Raw genomic sequence first — 20,503 nt, 5'->3', positions numbered from 1 at the left:
TTCGTCATTTTTTGCTAATAAAAATTATTTTCTATTATAACAATCTGACCGTTAATATTTTCTACACCACAATATTAGAAAAAAGTTTTTTACAAAACAAGCGAACGTTCGCTAAATTTACAAAAAACTTTTTTGGCGATTATTTTTAGATTACTTACATTTGATATTATGGATATCGAAAAAGACTATATAAAGCTGATTTTTGGGCTAAAACTCAAGCAAGTTCGAACTCAGAAAAACCTCTCTCTCTTTGGTTTGGCTAAACTGACCAATCTTTCAAAATCGTATTTGAACGAGATTGAAAAAGGAAAGAAATATCCAAAAACAGATAAAATCTTGCTTTTATGTGAACATTTGGATGTTACGTACGACCAAATGGTTTCTTTAAAACTGGACAACAACCTCGCTCCGATTGGAGAAATCTTAAAATCAGGAATTTTAAAAGAGATTCCTCTGGAGCTTTTTGGTATTCAGGAAGCAGATTTGATTGACATTATTGCCAACGCACCTGCCAAAGTCAATGCGTTTATCAGCACCATTATCGAAATTGCCCAGCATTACAATCTGAGCAGGGAGAGTTTTTTCCTGGCGGCATTACGCTCGTATCAGGAGGCGCACAGTAATTATTTTGAAGATCTGGAAGAGAAGGTCATTGCTTTTTCTAAGTCCTTTCAAATTAATTTAGATTCAAAAATCACTATTAAAGAACTGGAAGCTATTCTTAAAGAGGAATTTGACTATACTATCAAAGAAATCGCCTTCACTGATCAGGAAGCCTTAGAAGATCTGCGTTCCATCTACGTACCAAAAAGTAAAACCCTCTTACTTTCAACAGAAATCGACGATCCACAAAAGGCTTTTATTCTGGCCAAAGAAATCGCCTATAATTATCTGAACTTATCGGATCGTTTACTGACTTTCAGCTGGATCAAGTTTGAAAACTTTGACCAGGTATTGCATAATTTCTATGCTTCTTATTTCGCAGGTGCTTTATTACTGCCTAGACAGTTGTTAGTAAACAGAATCAATGACTTTTTAAATAACGAAAAGCCAAATCCGGAAGAATTCGTAACGCTGATCGAAAGTTTTGAAGTTTCACCGGAATCTTTTTATCAGAGATTAACCAATTTACTCCCTAAAGATTTCCATCTGAAAAATTTATTCTTTTTAAGAATGTCGCATAAAATTGGTTCTGACGTTTACCAAATCAAAAAGGAATTACACATTACCAATCAACAGGAACCGCACGCAAACGAAACCAACGAGCACTATTGCAGGAGATGGGTTTCGGTAAAAACCATAGACGAGGCTATCAAACAAAACAAACCACACTTTTTTGACGCACAGATTTCGAGTTATGTTCATAGCGGAAATGAATATCTGGTTTTTTCATCGGCCACAAAAGATCCTTTCATCAAAGACAACATCAGAAGTATCTCAGTTGGTATTTTAATCAATCCGACAATGAAAAAGAAATTCAAATTCATTGAAGGAAAACCACTTGTCAAACGAATTGTAGGGGTCACCTGCGAAACCTGCGATGTAAAAGACTGCCTCGAAAGAGCCGCTCCTCCAATCGCATTGGAAAAGAAAAAACGCCACGAGAATACAGATGCCGTTGTTCAGCAGTTTATTACGCAATACAGTTAGACTCTCTTAGACTTCTTAGATTTTTAGACTCCTTAGATCTTTGGATTGTTAGATCCTCAGATTATTGGATTATTGGACTATTCGATTCTTAGAATGTTTAGGTCATAAACACGAAAATCAAGCCAATATCAGACGCCGCAAAAACCTCTGAACCTCTGAACCTTTGTACCTAAAAAACTTAGCAGCTCAGAACTTCAGAACCTTTTCTTAATCTACATTAAGTGCTTTTCAGGCATGTTGATCGTAAATTTGTACTATAAAAAATAACAAAACAATTAGCATCATGGAAAATATAGTAATACACAAAGCAGAAACAAGAGGAAATGCAAATCACGGATGGCTTAATGCCTATCACAGTTTTAGCTTTGCGAGCTGGTACAACCCGGAAAGAATTCAGTTTGGAGCGCTTCGTGTTCTGAATGACGATACTATTGCGGGCGGAATGGGTTTTGGAACTCATCCTCACGATAATATGGAAATCATTACCATTCCGTTAGAAGGTGATTTAGCACACAAAGACAGCATGGGGAATACCGAAATCATTAAAAATGGTGACATTCAGGTCATGAGTGCCGGAACCGGAATTCAGCACAGTGAGTTCAATCCAAATGCAGATCAGCAAACTAAGTTGTTACAAATCTGGTTGTTTCCTAACCAAAGAAATGTAACTCCGCGTTACCAGCAAATCACTTTAGATGTTGCCGACAGACACAACAAACTGTCTCAGGTTTTATCTCCAAATGCTGATGATGAAGGAGTCTGGATCCACCAGGACGCTTGGTTTCATATGGGAAATTTCGATTCCGGAATCGCTACAACTTATAAATTAAAAAAAGAAGGAAACGGAGTCTACGTTTTTATCTTAAAAGGAAATGTAACGATTAACGGTCAGGAATTAAACACTCGTGATGCTATCGGAATCTCTGATTTTGAAACTTTAAACATCAAAGCCAACACTGAGACCGAATTCCTGCTAATGGAAATTCCTATGAATTACTAATTTGTAAGACACCTCACATACACTTCAAAAGAAACGATAATCATACTGAATCACAGTATGTTATCGTTTCTTTTTTTTTCTCAAATCACAAAAAAAACCAAAAAGAAGTATTAAATTTATTAATAGAAAATTGGTCTGAATTTAAAATTAAAATTAACTGCTAAAATTTTCAATCATGAATCCAAATGACCTTACGAAAGAATATAGCAATGGAGAAGTAACCATTGTATGGCAGTCCGGAAAATGCATTCATTCTGCCAATTGTGTAAAAAACAATCCCGATGTTTTTCACCCAAAAGAAAAACCATGGATCATTCCTGAACGCTCTACAACAGAAAAAATTATTTCAACCATTCACAAATGCCCTTCAGGAGCATTGAGCTTTTACATGAATGACAAAAGCTGATTTTCTTGCCGCAGATTACCTGGATTAAAAAGTTTTTTTCTGAATTGAAACATACCAATCCATAAAAATCCTTTAATCCGTGGCAAAAAACTAAGACTCTTCCCTCTAACCGGGAGGCCTCAGAGCAACAATAAAAGATGCGATACTCAAAAAGTCATCGCATTTTTTATTTCTTAATCTAGGTTAAGTCCCTTACGCTCACTACCACCGTAACTTTGTCCTATCAAAATGAAATTAATTATTTAAAAGATAAAATTATGGCAACTACAAAATGGTCAATTGACCCAACACATTCAGAAATTGGTTTTAAAGTTAAACACATGATGTTTACAAATGTTTCAGGTAAATTTGGAACTTACGATGCAACCATTAGCACAGACGGAGACAATTTCGAGAATGCTGCAATCGAATTCTCAGGCGACATTACTTCTATTGACACTGCAAATACAGACAGAGACAATCACTTAAGAAGTGGTGATTTTTTTGATGCTGAGAATCATCCAAAACTAACTTTCAAAGGTTCTTCTTTCAAAAAAATCAATGAAGGGAGCTATGAATTAACCGGAGATCTAAACATCAAAGGCACCTCAAAATCAGTAACTTTTCCGGTAGAGTTTAGCGGAACCATGACTGATCCGTGGGGAAATACGAAAGTCGGATTAAATATCGAAGGAAAAATAAACCGTAAAGATTGGGGACTCAACTGGAACTCAGCTCTTGAAACCGGAGGTGTTCTGGTTGGAGAAGAAGTTCGTTTGAACATTGAATTACAATTTGCAAAACAAGCTTAATTCAATATCTCAGAATTTAATTGATTGGTTATTAAGCCCTGCATCTGCAGGGCTTTGTTTGTAGGGACGAGGCTTCGGCTTCGCTCAGCCTGACACTTGAGCTTTAAAGTTACCAAATGTCAGGCTGAGCGAAGTCGAAGCTCCCTCTTTTTTACTTCTTATTCCGAAATTCTGTAGGCGACATTCCAGTTTGTTTTTTGAAGAATCTGGAGAAATACGAATAATCTTCGTAGCCCACTTTAAATGCCACTTCATTAACCGCTAATTGTTTGTCAATCAACATTCTTTTAATTTCAAGAATCACTCGGTCCGTAATCACTTCTGTGGCCGTTTTTTGCAGAATTTCATTGCAGATACGGTTCAAATGCTTTAAAGTAATACTTAACTTTTCAGCATAAAAAGAGGGTAATTTTTCTTGTTTAAAGTAGTACTCCAAAAGCATTTCGAACTTGTCAATTTTTATGTTATACGAATGCGCCTGATGCGAATAAGTTTCGTTGTATTTACGGGCTATTTCAATATGAATACAATCCAGCAGATTCAACATTTTATCTAGTTGATATCGCCCCTCCAGAGTACTTTCCTGAATTAATAAATCAAAATAAGGTCGGATTTTAGTGATTCCTTTTTCTTCAAAAACCATTTCCGGCCGATTGTGAATCGAATGGTAAAAATTATATTCGTTGATCTTTTTCTGTCCAAAATATAGATTATACAATTCCTGCGAAAAAATAATCACAAAACCTTCAACATCTTCAGATAAATTCCAATGATGCATTTGTCCGGGCTGCAGCACAAACAAGCTTCCCTTTTTAATTTCAAACTGATCAAAATCAACTTCGTGCTGTCCCGAACCTTTCGTAAAAAACACCATCAAATACGAATCATGCCGGTGTGGTTCTTCTACAAAACTGTGACTTTTTAAATGTTCTTTGAATGTATTGACATAAAAATCACGATGAATATCATTACAGCTAAAATTCTGAACACTATAAACCGGGTATTTTTTCATATAAGTAGAATTTATTTTTTACTGATCATATATGCGATCGCCCAATCCTGTTTTTCGTTTACAAATTCGTTTAAGATAGGCGATGTCACAATAAATGTCTTTATTGTGCTATAAGTAGCGAAGATATAAAAAAGACTTTAATCCTGCTCTGGATTACCTTTGTATAAATAAAAAACAACAAGATCATGTCAAGTGCATTAACTCATATTTTAAGGAACGAATGTCCTATTTGTCATAAAGGAAAAGTTTTTACAGATAAAAATATTTTTTTCACTTTTGGCCTTCCAAAGATGAACGAATTTTGCAGTCACTGTAATTATAAATTTCAAAAAGAGCCTGGTTATTTCTTTGGCGCTATGTATGTAAACTACGGATTAACAGTAGCTCAAGGGATTGCAACTTATTGTATTGCACAATTTTTCTTCGAAAAGAATTTCGATTTAAGAATCATTCCGATTATCGCTGTCGTCATTACTCTGCTGACTTCTTTCAATCTTCGATTTTCAAGATTAGCATGGATTTACATGTTTAAGGATTATACGAAGTAAAAAAATGTTATTTTTGCCTTTCAATTGAAACTAATTTTCAATTCAAAAAAATTCAATCTTTAAATTAGACAAATGAAAGCATACGTATTTCCGGGTCAGGGCGCACAATTTACAGGAATGGGCAAGGACTTATATGAAACATCGGCTTTAGCCAAAGAATTGTTCGAAAAAGCCAATGAAATTTTAGGTTTTAGAATTACAGATATCATGTTCGAAGGTACTGCCGAAGAACTAAAAGAAACTAAAGTTACACAGCCAGCGGTATTTTTACACTCCGTTATTCTAGCTAAAACTTTAGGAGACGATTTTAAACCAGAAATGGTCGCAGGACATTCTTTAGGAGAATTTTCAGCTTTGGTTGCCAATGGAACTTTGTCTTTTGAAGACGGTCTTAAATTAGTTTCTCAACGTGCTTTAGCTATGCAAAAAGCTTGCGAAATCACTCCATCAACAATGGCTGCGGTTTTAGGTTTGGCTGATAATATTGTAGAAGAAGTTTGTGCTTCTATTGACGGAATCGTTGTTGCGGCAAACTATAACTGTCCGGGACAATTGGTAATTTCAGGAGAAACTTCGGCTGTTGAAAAAGCTTGTGAAGCTATGAAAGCTGCCGGTGCAAAACGTGCTTTAATTTTACCTGTTGGAGGAGCATTCCACTCTCCGATGATGGAACCAGCAAGAGAGGAATTAGCTGCTGCAATTGAAGCCACTACATTCTCAACTCCTGTTTGTCCGGTTTACCAAAACGTAACCGCAAATGCTGTTTCGGATGCAAACGAAATCAAAAAGAACTTAATCATACAATTGACCGCTCCGGTAAAATGGACACAATCTGTTCAGCAAATGATCGCTGACGGCGCTACTTTATTCACTGAAGTTGGTCCGGGAAAAGTGTTAGCAGGTTTGATCAATAAAATTGACAAAGAAGCGGTTACTGCGAATGCATAGTTAGTATTTAGTCTCAGTAACAGTTTTCAGTTACTCACTACATAAAAAAAATCCTCATGAACAAGATTGTTTATGAGGATTTTGTTTTTTATAACCCTTTTGCTTCTGCACTGTAATTATTTACAATTCCGGTTATCAAATAATTTTGATTTCTTTTTTCAAAGAAGATATACCAGGTTGTTTTGGCATTGGGTTTGTAAAAAATATAATTTGAACCTAAATATTGGAGTAATTTTGGTGTTTTCTTGTGAGGAAAACTCGAAATATCTGAAATAATAAAAACAACTATCTTATCTACATAATTCTGAGCTGATTCAGGAAAACCAAAATACTCCTCTTTAAAAAGTGCAAAAACTAAATCATCAAAATAGTCAAGAACTTCTTTTTCAAAAATTACTTTTTCCACGGATAAGCTTGAATTCTCTTAAACATTTCAGCTTTAAATTCCTCTGGAGTTAGTCCTTTTGCAAACTCGGCATCAAAATCAAAAGTTTCCTGATCAATTCCTTTAAATTTAGATTTTTGAACTTCATATTCTACAGCAGGCTCTTCCACCTTGCTAGCTCTAACTTCTTCTTTTTTCTTTTTCATAATTCCTACAATTTATTCTTACAAATTTACAAAAATAAATTAAGCCAAAAATAAAAACCCCAAATAAATCTTAGATTATTTAGGGTTTTTCTTATATTTTATTTTCGTCTGAAAAAAATTAAGAACGAACTTTCTGTTCCCATTTCCAGGCACTTGCCATGGCTTCGTCTAAGCTTAATTCTGCTTTCCAGCCTAAAACATTATTAGCTTTATCTGTATTTGCATAAGCTTCTGTAATATCGCCTTCACGACGCGGCATAATTTTATAAGGTAATTTTTTATCGCTTACTTTTTCAAAACTATGAATCACTTCTAAAACCGAACTTCCTTTTCCGGTTCCTAGATTGAAAGTTTCTACTTTTTGTAAATTCTTTTTAGCCAACAAACGCTGTAAGGCAATTACGTGCGCTTTTGCCAGATCTACTACGTGAATATAATCACGAACTGCCGTACCATCAGGAGTTGGATAATCATCTCCGAAAACCGATAATTCCTGACGCAATCCTGCTCCAGTTTGTGTAATGAAAGGCACTAAATTTTGAGGAACTCCAATTGGTAATTCGCCAATTTCAGTCGTTGCATGAGCTCCAACCGGGTTAAAATAACGCAATAAAATGGCACTGATATTAGTTACTTTAGCGGTATCCGTAATAATTTCTTCACCTATCTGTTTCGTATTTCCATAAGGAGAAATCGCCGCCTGTACCGGAGCATCTTCAGTAATTGGCATTTTTTCGGCCTGACCATAAACGGTACAAGACGAGCTAAAAATAAAACTCGCTTCAGGCTTTTGCTGCAATTCCTGTAATAAATACACCAATGAAGCAATATTGTTTTCGTAATACAACAATGGATTTTCAACACTTTCACCAACCGCCTTTGAAGCCGCAAAATGAATTACTCCGGTAACATCGTCATGCTTTTTAAAAAATTCCCGAACCGACGCTTTTTCTCTTAAATCTAATTTTTCGAACAAAGGTGTTTTTCCTGTAATGGACGTAATCCCTTTTAAAACGTTTTCCGTAGAATTGGAAAGGTTGTCAATAATGACTACTTCAAAACCTTCATTTTGCAATTCTACAACGGTGTGAGAACCAATAAATCCTAATCCTCCTGTTACTAATACTTTCATTTTGTGGTTATTTTGTGCTGTTGTTTATTTGGTTTAATCTTTATTATTTATTCAAAAATTCCAAAACAGAATCGGTTATAAATTTGATTTGCTCATCATCCAGTTCTGTATGCATTGGCAAAGCAATTACTTCTTTCACCAATTGGTTGGTCGCCGGAAACTGCTCTTCTTTGTAACGAGAATCAGCATAAGCTTTTTGCGAATGCAACGGAATCGGATAATAAATCGCACACGGAATTCCCTTATCCAATAAATGCTGCATCAAAGCATTACGATCTGCATCAATAATTCTCAACACATATTGATGAAAAACATGATCATTTTGACTTGCATCAAATTCCGGTGTAATAATATGTGCATTTCCGGCAAAAGCTGCATTGTACTTTGTTGCCGCTAAACGGCGTGCTGCATTGTACTCGTCTAACAATGGTAATTTTGCATTTAGAACTCCGGCCTGAATACTATCCAAACGTGAATTCACTCCCACAACATCATGGTGGTAACGCTCATACATTCCGTGATTTACGATCCCGCGAATGATGTGCGCTAATTTATCATCGTTGGTAAAAATTGCTCCTCCATCTCCATAACAGCCTAAATTTTTAGACGGAAAAAATGAAGTTGCCGCTACATGACCAATTACCCCAACTTTGCTTTTTGCTCCTGATTTAGAAATATAATCTGCTCCAATTGCCTGTGCATTGTCTTCGATTACATATAAATTATGTTCGGCAGCAATTTCCATAATAGCATCCATGTTTGCTGCACGTCCAAATAAATGTACCGGAACAATTGCTTTTGTTTTTGGTGTAATCGCATTTTTAAGGGCTTCAATATCGATGTTCATATTTACGACATCAACATCCACTAAAACCGGCGTCAATTGCAACAAAGCAATTACCTCAACAGTAGCTGCAAAAGTAAAATCGGCAGTAATTACCTCATCGCCCGGTTTCAAATCCAATCCCATCATTGCAATTTGCAAAGCATCGGTTCCGTTTGCACACGGAATCACATGTTTTGCCCCCAGATAGTCTTCCAGATTTTTTTGAAACTCGTGTACTAAAGGGCCGTTTATGTAAGTATTGGTATCCAAGACCTCCTGAATAGAGGCATCAACTGTAGTTTTTATTTTTTCGTATTGACTTTTTAGGTCAACCATTTGAATTTTTTTCATTTTCAATATATTTTAAAATTAAAGACTTGCATTTCATTCAGCGTCTCTAAAAGGAGGAACAAAAATAGTTATTTAATACCTTCAAACCAATGAAAATAATCGAAAGAACCGTAATTTAGCCACAAAAACAAACAGATGCTTTTTCTCTATAATTTAGTTATTTCTATTGCTGGCTTTTTTCTGAAAATTGTAGCACTTTTTAGTCCGAAAATTAAGCTTTTTGTCGAAGGCCGTAAAAATGTTTTCGCTATTCTTGAAGAAAAGATAAAACCTTCAGATAAAACCATCTGGTTTCATTCGGCCTCACTTGGTGAATATGAACAAGGCCTGCCGGTAATCGAAAAAATCAAAGAAAAATATCCTGCGCACAAAATCATCGTTACCTTTTTCTCTCCCTCAGGCTACGAAGTCCGAAAAAACAATACTACTGCAGATGTTACACTGTACCTTCCACTGGACACTAAAAGTAATGCGAAGAAATTCTTAAAGCTTGCTCATCCTGAATTGGCATTTTTCATAAAATATGAATTTTGGCTGAATTACTTAAATGAATTAGAAAAAAGCCAAACCCCGACCTATTTAATTTCCGGAATTTTCAGAGACAATCAGATGTTTTTTAAATGGTACGGCGGTTTTTACAGAAAAGCATTAAAAGCATTCACTTACTTTTTTGTTCAGAACGAAAATTCGAAAGAAAAAATAAAAAGTCTTGGCTTTGACAATGTTATTGTTTCCGGAGACACTCGTTTTGATCGTGTAAATGCTATTTTAGAAAGAGATAACACTTTGGATTTTATCGAAAAATTCAAAAACAACACTCCAACCATCATTATAGGCAGCTCTTGGCCTAAAGATGAAACATTATTAGCAGAATACATCAACCAGGCATCTGAAGATGTAAAATTCATCATTGCACCTCACAACATTAAAAGTGATCAGATCGCAAGCCTGAAGGCGCAAATTACTAAATCAACAATATTATTTTCCGAAAAAGAAAATGCTGACTTATCTAATTACAATGTCTTTATTATAGATACTATTGGATTACTGACTAAAATTTACAGTTACGGAACAATTGCTTATGTTGGCGGCGGATTTGGAAACCCGGGAATCCATAATATATTAGAACCGGCTACTTTTGGAATCCCGATTGTAATTGGTCCCAACTACTCGAATTTTGCCGAAGCAGTTGAACTGGTAGCACTCAAAGGATGTCTTGCAATCTCAAACAGTCAGGAATTAAAGCAAAATCTTGACCGTTTGCTTCAGGACAAGGCGTTTTTAGAAGAAAAGAGTCAGATTTGTAAATCGTATATTCAGAACAATAAAGGAGCTACAAACAGCATCATGAATATCGTCTCGTAACCTTTTTATACGAATCGCACGTGATTCAGAAACAACATTACACACAAAAGGGCTTATTTAAGCTCTTTTGTTTTTTCATAGCGCTACCTAATATTCTAAAAAAGACAAAACAAACTGCAACTAAGAGCATAAAAACCCCCAATTCTCTTATTGAATCTTCAATAAAAAATAATTCAGACAAAATATACCATAATTTAACATATTATTATTAATTTGGCACATTGTTTGATAAACAAGATAATCGTGAGCAATGAAAATATTTTAAAAAAAAAATAAAAAAATATTTTACATATTAAAAAATTTATATCTTTGCCACGAATTAATAATTAACCTTTTATAATAAAGTAAGATGAAAAAAGTATTTTTAAGTTTAGCTGTTGTTGCTGTTTTAACTGTTGTATCTTGTAAAAAAGCTGACGCTGCAGCTACTGAAGCTGTAGATTCTACTGCTGTTGCTGTTGATTCTGCTGCTGCTGTAGTTGATTCTGCTGCTGCAACTGTTGATTCTGCTGCTGCAAAAGTTGACTCTGCTGCTGCAAAAGTTGAAGAAGCTGCTGCTCCTGCTAAAAAGTAATTCTAAATTACTCAAAAAAATAAAAAGCTATCTCTTTGCAGATAGCTTTTTTTTATGCTTTATACCCAACAAAACTACAATACCTTTCCTAACCACAACACACACTATAAAAAAACCTGATAAGTCTTCAAAACTCACCAGGCCTTTTATACAATTACCAAAACTTAGAAAACAAAAGACACTCTTTTATTTTCTAATCCTCTACTTCCACTTCCTCACCCACAACTTCATCTTCAAAAATAGATTCACTTGAGGAAAAATCCAAAATCTCAGCTCTAGAAGCATAAGTAACAATTTCTTTGATTCCTTTCTGCAAAAGCAATTCCGTTGTGTATTTTCGACTCGTAGCAAAATGAAGCTCTCCCAACATCAATTTAAAAAAATACCTCCCCCCAGCCCCTTTAAATTTTAAAAACCGAGCCATCTCTATATTCACCTTAAACTTCTCAATATCCTCTTCACACTCAAACCTCAACTCATAACTAAGACTCGTAAATATCACCTTGCCCTTCCTCGAAGTAAATACGAATTTATATTCATCATTAAACCGCTTACTAATTACAAAGGCACCCATATTATTATTTTAGATTTTAGATTACTGATTTTAGATTACTGATTTTAGATTCTTAGATTCTTAGATTCTTAGATTCTTAGATTCTCTAAAATAAATTTGCGAAGCAAATTTATTTTAGAACTCCTGGATTTACACCATAAAAAAAGCCTCTTCAAAAGAAGAGGCTTTAGTACTCAGAGCGGGACTTGAACCCGCACGAACATTGCTGTTCACTGGATTTTAAGTCCAGCGTGTCTACCAATTTCACCATCCGAGCATTAGATGATATAGAGCGAAAAACGGGGCTCGAACCCGCGACCTCGACCTTGGCAAGGTCGCGCTCTACCAACTGAGCTATTTTCGCATTTCAAATTCTAATTAAGAACTGCAACACTTGATTTGTTCTGTATTGCGAGTGCAAATTTAGGACATTTATTCAATTACACAAGCGTTTTTTGAAAAAAAAATCTACTTATTTTATAACTTTCTGATAACCTAAACTTTAAATATGAAATTTATTTTCGTACCAACATTCTTTTAATCTCATTGAGTTTCATCAACGCTTCAACCGGTGTGATCGCATTAATATCAAGCCCCAAAATTTCTTCTTTTATCTCCTCCAGCAAAGGATCGTCTAAATTAAAGAAACTCATCTGCATTTCATCATTTTCAGACTTCACACCATTTAACGCTTCACTTGAGTGGTTTTTCTCCAGTTTTTTCAACATCTTTTGCGCCTTCAAAATTACAATCTGAGGCATTCCGGCCATTTTCGCCACATGAATTCCAAAACTATGAGCACTTCCTCCTTTTACCAGTTTACGAATAAAAAGCACATTGTCTTTTAACTCTTTTACCGCAACATTATAATTTTGAATTCTTGGCAACGATTCTGTCATTTCATTCAATTCATGATAATGCGTTGCAAACAAGGTTTTAGGTCTTCCCGGGTGTTCGTGTAAAAATTCGGCAATCGCCCAGGCAATCGAAATCCCGTCATATGTACTGGTTCCTCTTCCAATTTCATCCAGAAGTACCAAACTGCGATCTGAGATGTTATTCAAAATAGAAGCGGTCTCATTCATCTCTACCATAAAAGTAGATTCTCCCATCGAAATATTATCCGAAGCACCTACTCTGGTAAAAATCTTATCTACAATTCCCATTCTTACACTATCAGCAGGAACAAAACTTCCCATTTGAGCTAACAATACAATTAAAGCCGTTTGTCTCAAAATAGCAGACTTACCGGACATGTTAGGACCTGTAATCATAATCAGCTGCTGCGTCTCTCTGTCTAAATAAACATCATTAGCAATATAAGGTGTTCCAACCGGTAATTGCTTTTCAATAACTGGATGACGTCCGTTTTTGATCTCTAACTCAAACGTTTCATCAATTTCAGGACATACATATTGATTCTCTATAGCCAATTGTGTAAACGAACACAAACAGTCCAGCTGTGCCACCAAATTAGCATTCATCTGTACTGGCTTGATATAAGTTCCAATCCAGATCACCAATTGCTCAAAAAGCTCTGTTTCTATCTTGTAAATCTTCTCTTCTGCTCCCAGAATTTTAGTTTCATATTCTTTTAATTCCTCAGTAATGTATCGCTCTGCATTAACCAACGTCTGTTTGCGAATCCACTCTTCAGGAACTTTATCTTTGTGTGTATTTCTAACTTCAATATAATAACCAAAAACATTATTAAACGAGATCTTAAGCGAAGAGATTCCGGTACGCTCCGATTCTCTTTTTTCAATTCCCTCCAGATATTCTTTTCCGGAAGTAGAAATAGCACGCAAGTCATCCAGCTCTTCACTGATTCCTTTTGCAATAGCATTTCCTTTAGCCACCGCAACAGGCGCATCCTGATTTAAAGTATTTTTAATCTTTTCTCTTAACAAATCACAGGCATGCAGACTATCTCCTATCACCTTTACCGCTTCCTGCGGACTTTCAAGTGCCAGGGTTTTAATTGGAATAATCGCATCCAATGATTCTTTCAGATATACAATCTCACGTGGCGAGACTTTTCCTGTTGCTATTTTAGAAATCAAACGCTCTAAATCTGAGATTTGTTTGATTTGATATTGAATACTTTGCAAAACCTCCGAATTGGCCCTTAAATAAGAAACCACATCATGACGGCTTTTTATTCTGGCACTGTCTTTCAAAGGCAAAGCCAGCCAGCGTTTCAACAAACGCCCTCCCATTGGCGAAAGCGTTCTGTCAATCACATCCAAAAGGGTAACCGCATTTGGATTATAACTGTGATACAATTCTAAGTTTCTAATGGTAAAACGATCCATCCAGACATAAGCATCTTCGGCAATACGCTGAATCGCTGTAATATGCTGCACACGATTGTGCTGCGTTTCCGATAGGTAATACAAAATTGCTCCGGAAGCAATAATTCCTTCTTTTAATTCTTCTACTCCAAAACCTTTTAAAGAAACCGTCTGAAAATGTTTCGTCAGCGTTTCCAGAGCATAATCTTCCTTATAAATCCAGTCTTCTAAATAAAAGCTATGAAAATCATCTCCAAAAGCATCTTTAAAGTCACTTTTATTCTGTTTCGGAACCAAAACCTCACTCGGGTTGAAGTTTTGCAGCAATTTGTCGATGTACTCTGCATTTCCCTGAGCCGTTAAAAACTCTCCTGTAGAAACATCCAGAAAGGAAACTCCGATATTTTTGTTAGCAAAATAAACTGATGCTAAAAAGTTATTTGATTTGGATTGTAAAACTTCGTCGTTTAAAGAAACTCCGGGAGTTACCAATTCAGTAACACCTCGTTTCACAATAGTTTTAGTCATTTTTGGATCCTCCAGCTGATCACAGATAGCTACACGAAGTCCGGCTTTGACTAATTTTGGCAAATAGGTATTTACAGAGTGATGTGGAAAACCGGCCAAAGCAGTTTCTGTATCAGAACCGGCGCCTCTTTTGGTTAATGTTATTCCCAGAATTTTTGAGGCTCTAATAGCATCTTCTCCAAAGGTTTCATAAAAGTCTCCTACTCTAAAAAGCAAACAGGCATCAGGATATTTTCTCTTGATTTCATTGTATTGTTTCATTAAAGGTGTCTCTTTAACCACTTTCTCTTTCGCTGCCAAATTATTGTATTTTAAATGAAAAAATTAAGACAGCGAATTTATGACATTTTGAAGGAATAACGAAGTGGTGCAAAAATTAAAATATTTTAAGCTTTTTTTAAGCTGAGATATAAGAATTTTACATAGATTTGTCATAATTAAAAAAGACTCTAAAAGATGAAAAAAATAATTTTAATCGCTATGTTAGCTGTAGTTGGAATTACAGCTTCTAATGCTCAAAGCAATAAAAAAGGTAAAATTGCCAAAGTTGAAGGTGCAGGAATGGCTTTCGAAACGGAAACCATTGATTATGGAACTATTGCTCATAATGCAGATGGAAAACGTGAGTTTGTTTTTGTCAACAATGGAACTAAACCTCTTATCATCACAAACACAACCGGATCTTGCGGTTGTACTGTACCAACAACTCCAAAAGAGCCAATCGCTCCGGGTGCTAAAGGTATTATTGGTGTAAAATATGCTACTGACAGAGTTGGTGCTTTTACAAAAACTGTAACTGTAACTTCTAATGCTGAAGGACAACCAACAAAAGTGCTTACTATTAAAGGTACTGTTTTACCAGATCCGGTAAAAAGCTAATCTGAAAAGTAAAATAGAATAATTCAAAAAGCTTCCTTAACTTTGGAAGCTTTTTTTATGACCTGAATACAAACCTATGAGAAAACTTGAAAATAGCGAACTGGACCGTAAATCGATAGAAGATTTTAAAAAATCAGACAAAACTCCTTTAATTTTAGTCTTAGACGATATTCGCAGTCTGCACAATATTGGATCTGTGTTCAGGACCGCTGATGCATTTTTAATCGAAAAAATAATCCTGTGCGGTATTACCGCCACTCCACCTAATAAAGAAATCCACAAAACAGCTCTTGGCGCTACTGAAACTGTAGCCTGGGAACATCACGAAAATGTATTGGAAGTAATCGAAAATCTTAAAAAAGAAAATATCATGACGCTTGCCATCGAACAGGTGGAAAGCTCTATTTTCCTTCAGGATTTTAAAACGGAGAAAAATCAGAAGTATGCATTGGTTTTTGGCAATGAGGTTTACGGAGTTGCTCAGGAAGCCGTTGCGCTTTGTGATGGCTGTATTGAAATCCCACAATTAGGCACCAAACACTCTTTAAATATTGCGGTAAGCGCCGGAATTGTTGTTTGGGATTTATTTCAAAAATTAAACTGGCCAAAATAGACAATGTGGCAATTTGATAATTAGAAAATAAGGCAATTAAGTAATTATCACATTGTCTAATTGACACATTAACGAATTATCGAATTATCGAATTAAAATCTTCTTTTGGATTTCGTCCAGGATAAAAAGGTAATCTTTATGATTTTTCACGAAATCGCGATCGGAAACATCAATAATCAGCACGTTTAAATCAGTTTGGGATTTAATATATTCTAAATAGCCATTATTGATCTTATCCAGATAACCTGCCTCAATATTCTGCTCGTAGTTGCGTCCGCGTTTCTTGATGTTTTGCAGCAGCCTTTCAGAATTCTGATACAAATAAACATACAAATCAGGTTTGGGCATTTCTTTATAGATAATATCAAACAAGTTTCGATACAATCGATACTCATCTTCGGCAAGGGTAATCTTAGCAAAAATCAAAGATTTAAAGATATGATAATCGGCTACAATAAAATCTTTAAACAAATCAAATTGTGCCAGATCATCTGATAACTGCTGATAACGATCTGCCAAAAAAGACATCTCCAACGGAAAAGCGTACCTGTTCTGATCTTTGTAAAATTTTGGTAAAAAAGGATTATCGGCAAAACGTTCTAAAACCATTTTTGCATTAAAATCTTCCGCTATTTTTTGCACCAAAGTGGTTTTCCCTGCCCCAATATTTCCTTCAAAAGCAATGTAGTTGAAGTTCTCCAATGCAATTTCCCGTATCGGATTTTTCAATTCCTGAACTACTTCACAAACACTATCGTCTGGCGAGACTGCAATTAATTCTGTAATGGATTTTTGAAAAACAGGGTGTTTCCAGTCTAAATCTAAATCCTGCATAGGAAGCAGAACAAACTTTCTGTTTTGCATTAACGGATGTGGGATCTGCAATTTTTCGGACTCAATAACTTCATCATCATAAGTAATCAGATCAATGTCGATAATTCGGGACTGATACCCTTGCTGCTCCGATCTGATTCGGCCTAGTTTTTTTTCTACTTTCAGAACCTGACTTAATACTTTTTGCGCCGATAAATAGGTATGCAAAACCAATGCGCAATTATAAAAAGCATCACTTTCAAACCCCCAGGCAGGAGTTTCATACAGTTTTGAAACCCTGATTACAGTCCCCACTTCTTTATGTATCAAATCGATACACGTTTCGATGTTTGTTAACCTGTTTCCCTGATTGCTGCCTATTGATAAAACGATTTGATGCTGTGACTTCATAATTAATGCAAATTAACTAAAACTATTTTAGAATTAACTACATTATTTGATCCAAGAGTTAGAAGTTTCCAACTATTTCAAACTCTTTCTTCTTCTCTTTGTTTTCTGAAACCCTCTTCAAAAATGCAGTTAAATCGCTTGTTAAAGGGAGTTGGTTCTGGCTTTTCCAAAATTGTTCTGAGTAAGGAAATTTCACTTTAAAAATATCCTTATCCATCGACAAATTTGACTTTGCTTTTTCGGCAATAAAACTATTGGTTACAAAAAAATTGGTCGAATAATCGTAAAACGCTTTTATATTTTTTTCACTTACAAGTAATTCTACCCTAACATCCGATTTTGCATTATTCAAATAATACTTATTGGTGCTGGCACTCTTCTTATAATTTGAAGTGGTTTTAAAACTCGTGGTTCGATATTCTACTTTGTCCTTTTTTTGAAACGGTACTTTTTCTCCGTTATCATAAAGATCAAAATAAGTTTCTACAATAGCATAGTCATTCTTATTGATTATAAAATAACCACTGGTTTTTTGTTCAATCGTATTTTCTGACTTTTTGATAAAACTAATTTTAAAAAAATCACCTGCTACATTTTTTTCCTTAGTAAGTTCGAAATCTTCCATTTTGATAGAGATCATAGCATTTATATCAAATAATTTTTCGAAACTCTGAAATTCGAAATACACAAAATCTACCTTGTCCTTTATCCCAACTTTCCTCATATTCAAAATCTCAACTTCACATTTATTGTCGGGTTGTGTTTTGGTTTTAAAAATGCTTTTTCGCGATACTTTACCATAAATATCCTGTAATCTTTCCAATTCATCATTTCGTTTCAAGACACATCTCAAGAAGAAGTTTTCATTGTAAGGCTCGAATATATAATTCTCTTTCATTTTGGCATATACTTTTTTCATTATAGCCATTTCTTCTCCCACCACTACTTCATCAAGTTCAATGGTTTTACTTTGCAAAAAGATTGTATCCTGTTTGTTTATTTCTTCAAAGCTGAGTTTCAGATTTTCATATCCAATCAAACTAAAATTCAACTCATCCTGATCGGAAATAAAAGAAAAAACACCTTCCTCATTTGTTAGTGAATTGTCCTTTTGATTGTAAATATTTACTTTTTCCAGCGGAAGCTTTGTCAGTTTATCGACTACCACTTTTTTAGTTTGTATTTTTTGAGCCCCGGCATAAAAGCCAAAGAAAAAAAGACTCCACAGAATTATTTTATCTTTCATATTTAAGCATTTGGTTTCCTCAAATATAAAATATTCGGGACTCAAACTATATTTATCTTACAAAATATCTTATCTTTAATTTAATGCGTTAAAAAAGCAAAAGCTATAACCATTTCATCCAATCTCATATTCGAATTAATTTGTTTTTAGATTACTTTTGTAACAAACCAACCTTTTTCGATACTTATTAAAAAAAATACACTTATGAAGTTTTTAGGAAATGTAATTGCCACCGTTATTGGTATTTTTGTATTTATTATCCTCTTCTTTTTTGGGGTCATTCTTATTGGAGCAATTTTTGGAGGAGACGATGCTGTTTCTGTGAAAAGTGATTCTGTTATTGAATTAAATTTAAAACAAATTCAAAACGATTATGCGGGAAAATACAAAGACCCGTGGGTAACTGTTTTTTCGGATAAAAAAGGCATCGGTTTAACAGATGTAATCAATGCTATTGAAGCGGCGAAAACAGATGACAACATTAAAGGAATCTCTATTTTAAATGATGAGTCTTCTTTAGGTCTGGCACAATACAAAGATTTGAGAAATGCGCTTGAAAGTTTCAAAAAATCAGGAAAGTTTGTTTGGGCTTATGCCAATACATACTCGCAAAAAGAATATTATCTGAATTCTGTAGCCAATACTATTTATTTGAATCCTGTTGGTGATTTAGATTTTAAAGGTCTTTCGTCTGAGGTGATGTTCTTCAAAGATTTTCAGGAAAAATCGGGCATTCACATGGAAGTGATTCGCCACGGAAAGTACAAAAGTGCTGTTGAACCTTTTCTGGAAAATAAAATGAGTGATGCCAACAGAGAGCAGGTAACCGCTCTTTTAAACTCAATCTGGACTACGGTTACGACTGATATTTCAAAAAGCAGAAATATTCCACTGCCGAAACTAAATGAAATCGCCAATGGATTACTGGCCAGAACTCCGGAAATGGCAAAAGCACAAAATCTGGTAGATGTTATTGCTTATGAAGATGTTTACCATAACGCGATTAAAAAAGCGCTAAAAGTAACGGGAGATGACGATTACAATAAAATTTCGATTTTAGATTATACTCAAAATAACATTACAACTGCCCTGACCAATACTGCTACTGACCAAATTGCTATTATTTATGCACAGGGTGAAATACAAGGTGGCGAAGGAGATGTTACTGTAATTGGTGAAGGTTCTATGCGACGTTCTTTACAAGAGGCGCGCAAAAATGAAGATGTAAAAGCAATCGTTCTAAGAATAGACAGTCCGGGCGGAAGTGCTTTAACTTCTGACCTGATCTGGAGAGAAATCGAGATAACCAAAAAAGTAAAACCGGTTGTGGTTTCTATGGGGAATTATGCCGCATCAGGTGGTTACTACATTGCCTGCAACGCCAACAAAATTTTTGCAGAAAGCAATACGATTACAGGTTCTATAGGTGTTTTTGGAGTACTGCCTAACTTCACTCCTTTAGCCCATAAATTGGGAATCAACACTGAGCAGGTAAAAACACATGAGAACTCTGCAAATTATAGTCCGTTTGTACCTGTTGACGAAAAATTTAAAGCCTTTACTTTAGAAGGGGTAGAACATATTTACAAAACCTTTGTAACGCATGTTGCGGAAGGCCGAAAAATGACTTTTACACAGGTAGATTCGATCGCACAAGGAAGAGTCTGGTCAGGAAGCGAAGCCTTAAAAATTGGATTAGTAGATCAGATTGGAGGATTGAATGATGCTATTGCTGAAGCTGCAAAAATTGCAAAAATCAAAACGTACAGTACACAAAACTATCCTGAATACGAAAAAACATTCAACGACCTTCTTTCTACGCTGCCTTTTGCTCAATCAAAAGAAGCTTTTATTAAAGAAGAAATTGGAGAAGAAAATTATATGCTTATTGAGCAGGTAAAAAGACTTCAAAAACAAAAAGGAGTTCAGGCCATGCTTCCATTTGGAATAAACATTAAATAGTTTCCTTTTA

Annotated in this window: 20 protein-coding genes and 2 tRNA genes; 11 read left to right on the top strand and 11 right to left on the bottom strand. The window is 35.1% G+C overall.

The window, feature by feature from the left end:
* Positions 1-168 precede the first annotated feature (168 nt).
* The 4 genes from OLM58_RS10990 (at position 169) to OLM58_RS10975 (ending at position 3,847) form a co-directional block, all read left to right on the top strand.
* Positions 169-1,650 carry a helix-turn-helix domain-containing protein gene (locus OLM58_RS10990; RefSeq protein ID WP_264532309.1) on the top strand — a complete coding sequence of 494 codons (1,482 nt, stop codon included), beginning with the start codon at positions 169-171 and terminating at the stop codon, positions 1,648-1,650.
* Positions 1,651-1,933: 283 nt separating this feature from the next.
* Positions 1,934-2,650, top strand: a complete 717-nt coding sequence (locus tag OLM58_RS10985; protein ID WP_264532308.1) for a pirin family protein — start codon at positions 1,934-1,936, stop codon at positions 2,648-2,650.
* Positions 2,651-2,825: 175 nt separating this feature from the next.
* Positions 2,826-3,056 (top strand): (4Fe-4S)-binding protein, encoded by a 231-nt coding sequence (locus OLM58_RS10980; protein ID WP_070908673.1) that lies wholly within the window; start codon positions 2,826-2,828, stop codon positions 3,054-3,056.
* 257 nt (positions 3,057-3,313) lie between these two features.
* Positions 3,314-3,847 carry a YceI family protein gene (locus OLM58_RS10975; RefSeq protein WP_264532307.1) on the top strand — a complete coding sequence of 178 codons (534 nt, stop codon included), beginning with the start codon at positions 3,314-3,316 and terminating at the stop codon, positions 3,845-3,847.
* Positions 3,848-3,998: 151 nt separating this feature from the next.
* Here OLM58_RS10975 and OLM58_RS10970 read toward each other — a convergent pair whose 3' ends face one another.
* Positions 3,999-4,859 carry a helix-turn-helix transcriptional regulator gene (locus OLM58_RS10970; RefSeq protein WP_264532306.1) on the bottom strand — a complete coding sequence of 287 codons (861 nt, stop codon included), beginning with the start codon at positions 4,857-4,859 and terminating at the stop codon, positions 3,999-4,001.
* A 185-nt stretch (positions 4,860-5,044) separates the two neighbouring features.
* Between OLM58_RS10970 and OLM58_RS10965 the strand changes: the two genes are divergently transcribed.
* Entirely contained in the window at positions 5,045-5,407 is a 363-nt protein-coding gene (locus OLM58_RS10965; RefSeq protein ID WP_264532305.1) for a DUF983 domain-containing protein, read from the top strand.
* 72 nt (positions 5,408-5,479) lie between these two features.
* Positions 5,480-6,355 carry an ACP S-malonyltransferase gene (gene fabD / locus OLM58_RS10960; protein WP_017497769.1) on the top strand — a complete coding sequence of 292 codons (876 nt, stop codon included), beginning with the start codon at positions 5,480-5,482 and terminating at the stop codon, positions 6,353-6,355.
* 88 nt (positions 6,356-6,443) lie between these two features.
* Here fabD and OLM58_RS10955 read toward each other — a convergent pair whose 3' ends face one another.
* From OLM58_RS10955 to OLM58_RS10940, 4 genes are all read right to left on the bottom strand, one after another.
* Entirely contained in the window at positions 6,444-6,761 is a 318-nt protein-coding gene (locus tag OLM58_RS10955; RefSeq protein ID WP_264532304.1) for a hypothetical protein, read from the bottom strand.
* The gene (locus OLM58_RS10950) at positions 6,749-6,946 is read right to left on the bottom strand and encodes a hypothetical protein (RefSeq protein ID WP_070908671.1); all 198 of its coding nucleotides are present in this window, start codon (positions 6,944-6,946) and stop codon (positions 6,749-6,751) included. The genes OLM58_RS10955 and OLM58_RS10950 overlap by 13 nt, the downstream gene beginning before the upstream one ends.
* Positions 6,947-7,064: 118 nt before the next feature.
* Positions 7,065-8,078 carry a UDP-glucose 4-epimerase GalE gene (gene galE, locus OLM58_RS10945; protein ID WP_264532303.1) on the bottom strand — a complete coding sequence of 338 codons (1,014 nt, stop codon included), beginning with the start codon at positions 8,076-8,078 and terminating at the stop codon, positions 7,065-7,067.
* 43 nt (positions 8,079-8,121) lie between these two features.
* Positions 8,122-9,255, bottom strand: coding sequence for a DegT/DnrJ/EryC1/StrS family aminotransferase (locus tag OLM58_RS10940; RefSeq protein ID WP_264532302.1), 1,134 nt, complete (start codon positions 9,253-9,255; stop codon positions 8,122-8,124).
* A gap of 135 nt (positions 9,256-9,390) precedes the next feature.
* On the opposite strand from OLM58_RS10940, the gene OLM58_RS10935 reads away from it, so the two are divergent.
* Both OLM58_RS10935 and OLM58_RS10930 read left to right on the top strand, forming a co-directional pair.
* On the top strand, positions 9,391-10,620 hold the full coding sequence (locus tag OLM58_RS10935; RefSeq protein ID WP_264532301.1) for a 3-deoxy-D-manno-octulosonic acid transferase: 1,230 nt from the start codon (positions 9,391-9,393) through the stop codon (positions 10,618-10,620).
* Between the two features lie 349 nt (positions 10,621-10,969).
* On the top strand, positions 10,970-11,194 hold the full coding sequence (locus OLM58_RS10930; RefSeq protein WP_017497763.1) for a hypothetical protein: 225 nt from the start codon (positions 10,970-10,972) through the stop codon (positions 11,192-11,194).
* A 193-nt stretch (positions 11,195-11,387) separates the two neighbouring features.
* Here the strand turns inward: OLM58_RS10930 and OLM58_RS10925 are convergent, their stop codons facing one another.
* The 4 genes from OLM58_RS10925 to mutS form a co-directional block, all read right to left on the bottom strand.
* Complete coding sequence (locus OLM58_RS10925) at positions 11,388-11,768, bottom strand: DUF1508 domain-containing protein (RefSeq protein ID WP_070908668.1); 381 nt, start codon at positions 11,766-11,768, stop codon at positions 11,388-11,390.
* A 170-nt stretch (positions 11,769-11,938) separates the two neighbouring features.
* Positions 11,939-12,024: transfer RNA gene (locus OLM58_RS10920), tRNA-Leu, on the bottom strand.
* Positions 12,025-12,038: 14 nt separating this feature from the next.
* Positions 12,039-12,111: transfer RNA gene (locus OLM58_RS10915), tRNA-Gly, on the bottom strand.
* 151 nt (positions 12,112-12,262) lie between these two features.
* Complete coding sequence (mutS, locus tag OLM58_RS10910) at positions 12,263-14,869, bottom strand: DNA mismatch repair protein MutS (protein WP_264532300.1); 2,607 nt, start codon at positions 14,867-14,869, stop codon at positions 12,263-12,265.
* A gap of 156 nt (positions 14,870-15,025) precedes the next feature.
* On the opposite strand from mutS, the gene OLM58_RS10905 reads away from it, so the two are divergent.
* Together OLM58_RS10905 and OLM58_RS10900 are read left to right on the top strand one after the other, a co-directional pair.
* Positions 15,026-15,448: a DUF1573 domain-containing protein gene (locus OLM58_RS10905; protein ID WP_017497760.1), complete on the top strand. Its 423-nt coding sequence runs from the start codon at positions 15,026-15,028 to the stop codon at positions 15,446-15,448.
* A 76-nt stretch (positions 15,449-15,524) separates the two neighbouring features.
* Positions 15,525-16,061: an RNA methyltransferase gene (locus tag OLM58_RS10900; protein ID WP_264532299.1), complete on the top strand. Its 537-nt coding sequence runs from the start codon at positions 15,525-15,527 to the stop codon at positions 16,059-16,061.
* An 84-nt stretch (positions 16,062-16,145) separates the two neighbouring features.
* Here the strand turns inward: OLM58_RS10900 and folK are convergent, their stop codons facing one another.
* Complete coding sequence (folK, locus tag OLM58_RS10895; protein ID WP_264532298.1) at positions 16,146-17,285, bottom strand: 2-amino-4-hydroxy-6-hydroxymethyldihydropteridine diphosphokinase; 1,140 nt, start codon at positions 17,283-17,285, stop codon at positions 16,146-16,148.
* Between the two features lie 58 nt (positions 17,286-17,343).
* Positions 17,344-18,531: a carboxypeptidase-like regulatory domain-containing protein gene (locus OLM58_RS10890; protein ID WP_264532297.1), complete on the bottom strand. Its 1,188-nt coding sequence runs from the start codon at positions 18,529-18,531 to the stop codon at positions 17,344-17,346.
* 204 nt (positions 18,532-18,735) lie between these two features.
* Here OLM58_RS10890 and sppA point away from each other — a divergent pair, with 204 nt between their 5' ends.
* Entirely contained in the window at positions 18,736-20,493 is a 1,758-nt protein-coding gene (gene sppA, locus OLM58_RS10885) for a signal peptide peptidase SppA (protein ID WP_264532296.1), read from the top strand.
* Positions 20,494-20,503: the final 10 nt, after the last annotated feature.

The sequence above is a fragment of the Flavobacterium sp. N502540 genome (assembly GCF_025947365.1).
Lineage (GTDB): Bacteria > Bacteroidota > Bacteroidia > Flavobacteriales > Flavobacteriaceae > Flavobacterium.
The sequence above is the reverse complement of the archived record's forward strand: the minus strand, read 5'-3'. Positions and strand labels throughout refer to the sequence as shown.

Excerpts from the sequence above, each read along its gene's own strand:
- OLM58_RS10930 (WP_017497763.1), top strand. The coding sequence starts at position 10,970 with ATGAAAAAAGTATTTTTAAGTTTAGCTGTTGTTGCTGTTTTAACTGTT.
- OLM58_RS10900 (WP_264532299.1), top strand. The coding sequence starts at position 15,525 with ATGAGAAAACTTGAAAATAGCGAACTGGACCGTAAATCGATAGAAGAT.
- galE (WP_264532303.1), bottom strand. The coding sequence starts at position 8,078 with ATGAAAGTATTAGTAACAGGAGGATTAGGATTTATTGGTTCTCACACC.
- OLM58_RS10965 (WP_264532305.1), top strand. The coding sequence starts at position 5,045 with ATGTCAAGTGCATTAACTCATATTTTAAGGAACGAATGTCCTATTTGT.
- OLM58_RS10980 (WP_070908673.1), top strand. The coding sequence starts at position 2,826 with ATGAATCCAAATGACCTTACGAAAGAATATAGCAATGGAGAAGTAACC.
- OLM58_RS10990 (WP_264532309.1), top strand. The coding sequence starts at position 169 with ATGGATATCGAAAAAGACTATATAAAGCTGATTTTTGGGCTAAAACTC.
- OLM58_RS10890 (WP_264532297.1), bottom strand. The coding sequence starts at position 18,531 with ATGAAAGATAAAATAATTCTGTGGAGTCTTTTTTTCTTTGGCTTTTAT.
- OLM58_RS10940 (WP_264532302.1), bottom strand. The coding sequence starts at position 9,255 with ATGAAAAAAATTCAAATGGTTGACCTAAAAAGTCAATACGAAAAAATA.
- OLM58_RS10925 (WP_070908668.1), bottom strand. The coding sequence starts at position 11,768 with ATGGGTGCCTTTGTAATTAGTAAGCGGTTTAATGATGAATATAAATTC.
- OLM58_RS10935 (WP_264532301.1), top strand. The coding sequence starts at position 9,391 with ATGCTTTTTCTCTATAATTTAGTTATTTCTATTGCTGGCTTTTTTCTG.
- OLM58_RS10985 (WP_264532308.1), top strand. The coding sequence starts at position 1,934 with ATGGAAAATATAGTAATACACAAAGCAGAAACAAGAGGAAATGCAAAT.
- OLM58_RS10975 (WP_264532307.1), top strand. The coding sequence starts at position 3,314 with ATGGCAACTACAAAATGGTCAATTGACCCAACACATTCAGAAATTGGT.
- fabD (WP_017497769.1), top strand. The coding sequence starts at position 5,480 with ATGAAAGCATACGTATTTCCGGGTCAGGGCGCACAATTTACAGGAATG.
- OLM58_RS10950 (WP_070908671.1), bottom strand. The coding sequence starts at position 6,946 with ATGAAAAAGAAAAAAGAAGAAGTTAGAGCTAGCAAGGTGGAAGAGCCT.
- OLM58_RS10970 (WP_264532306.1), bottom strand. The coding sequence starts at position 4,859 with ATGAAAAAATACCCGGTTTATAGTGTTCAGAATTTTAGCTGTAATGAT.
- folK (WP_264532298.1), bottom strand. The coding sequence starts at position 17,285 with ATGAAGTCACAGCATCAAATCGTTTTATCAATAGGCAGCAATCAGGGA.
- sppA (WP_264532296.1), top strand. The coding sequence starts at position 18,736 with ATGAAGTTTTTAGGAAATGTAATTGCCACCGTTATTGGTATTTTTGTA.
- OLM58_RS10905 (WP_017497760.1), top strand. The coding sequence starts at position 15,026 with ATGAAAAAAATAATTTTAATCGCTATGTTAGCTGTAGTTGGAATTACA.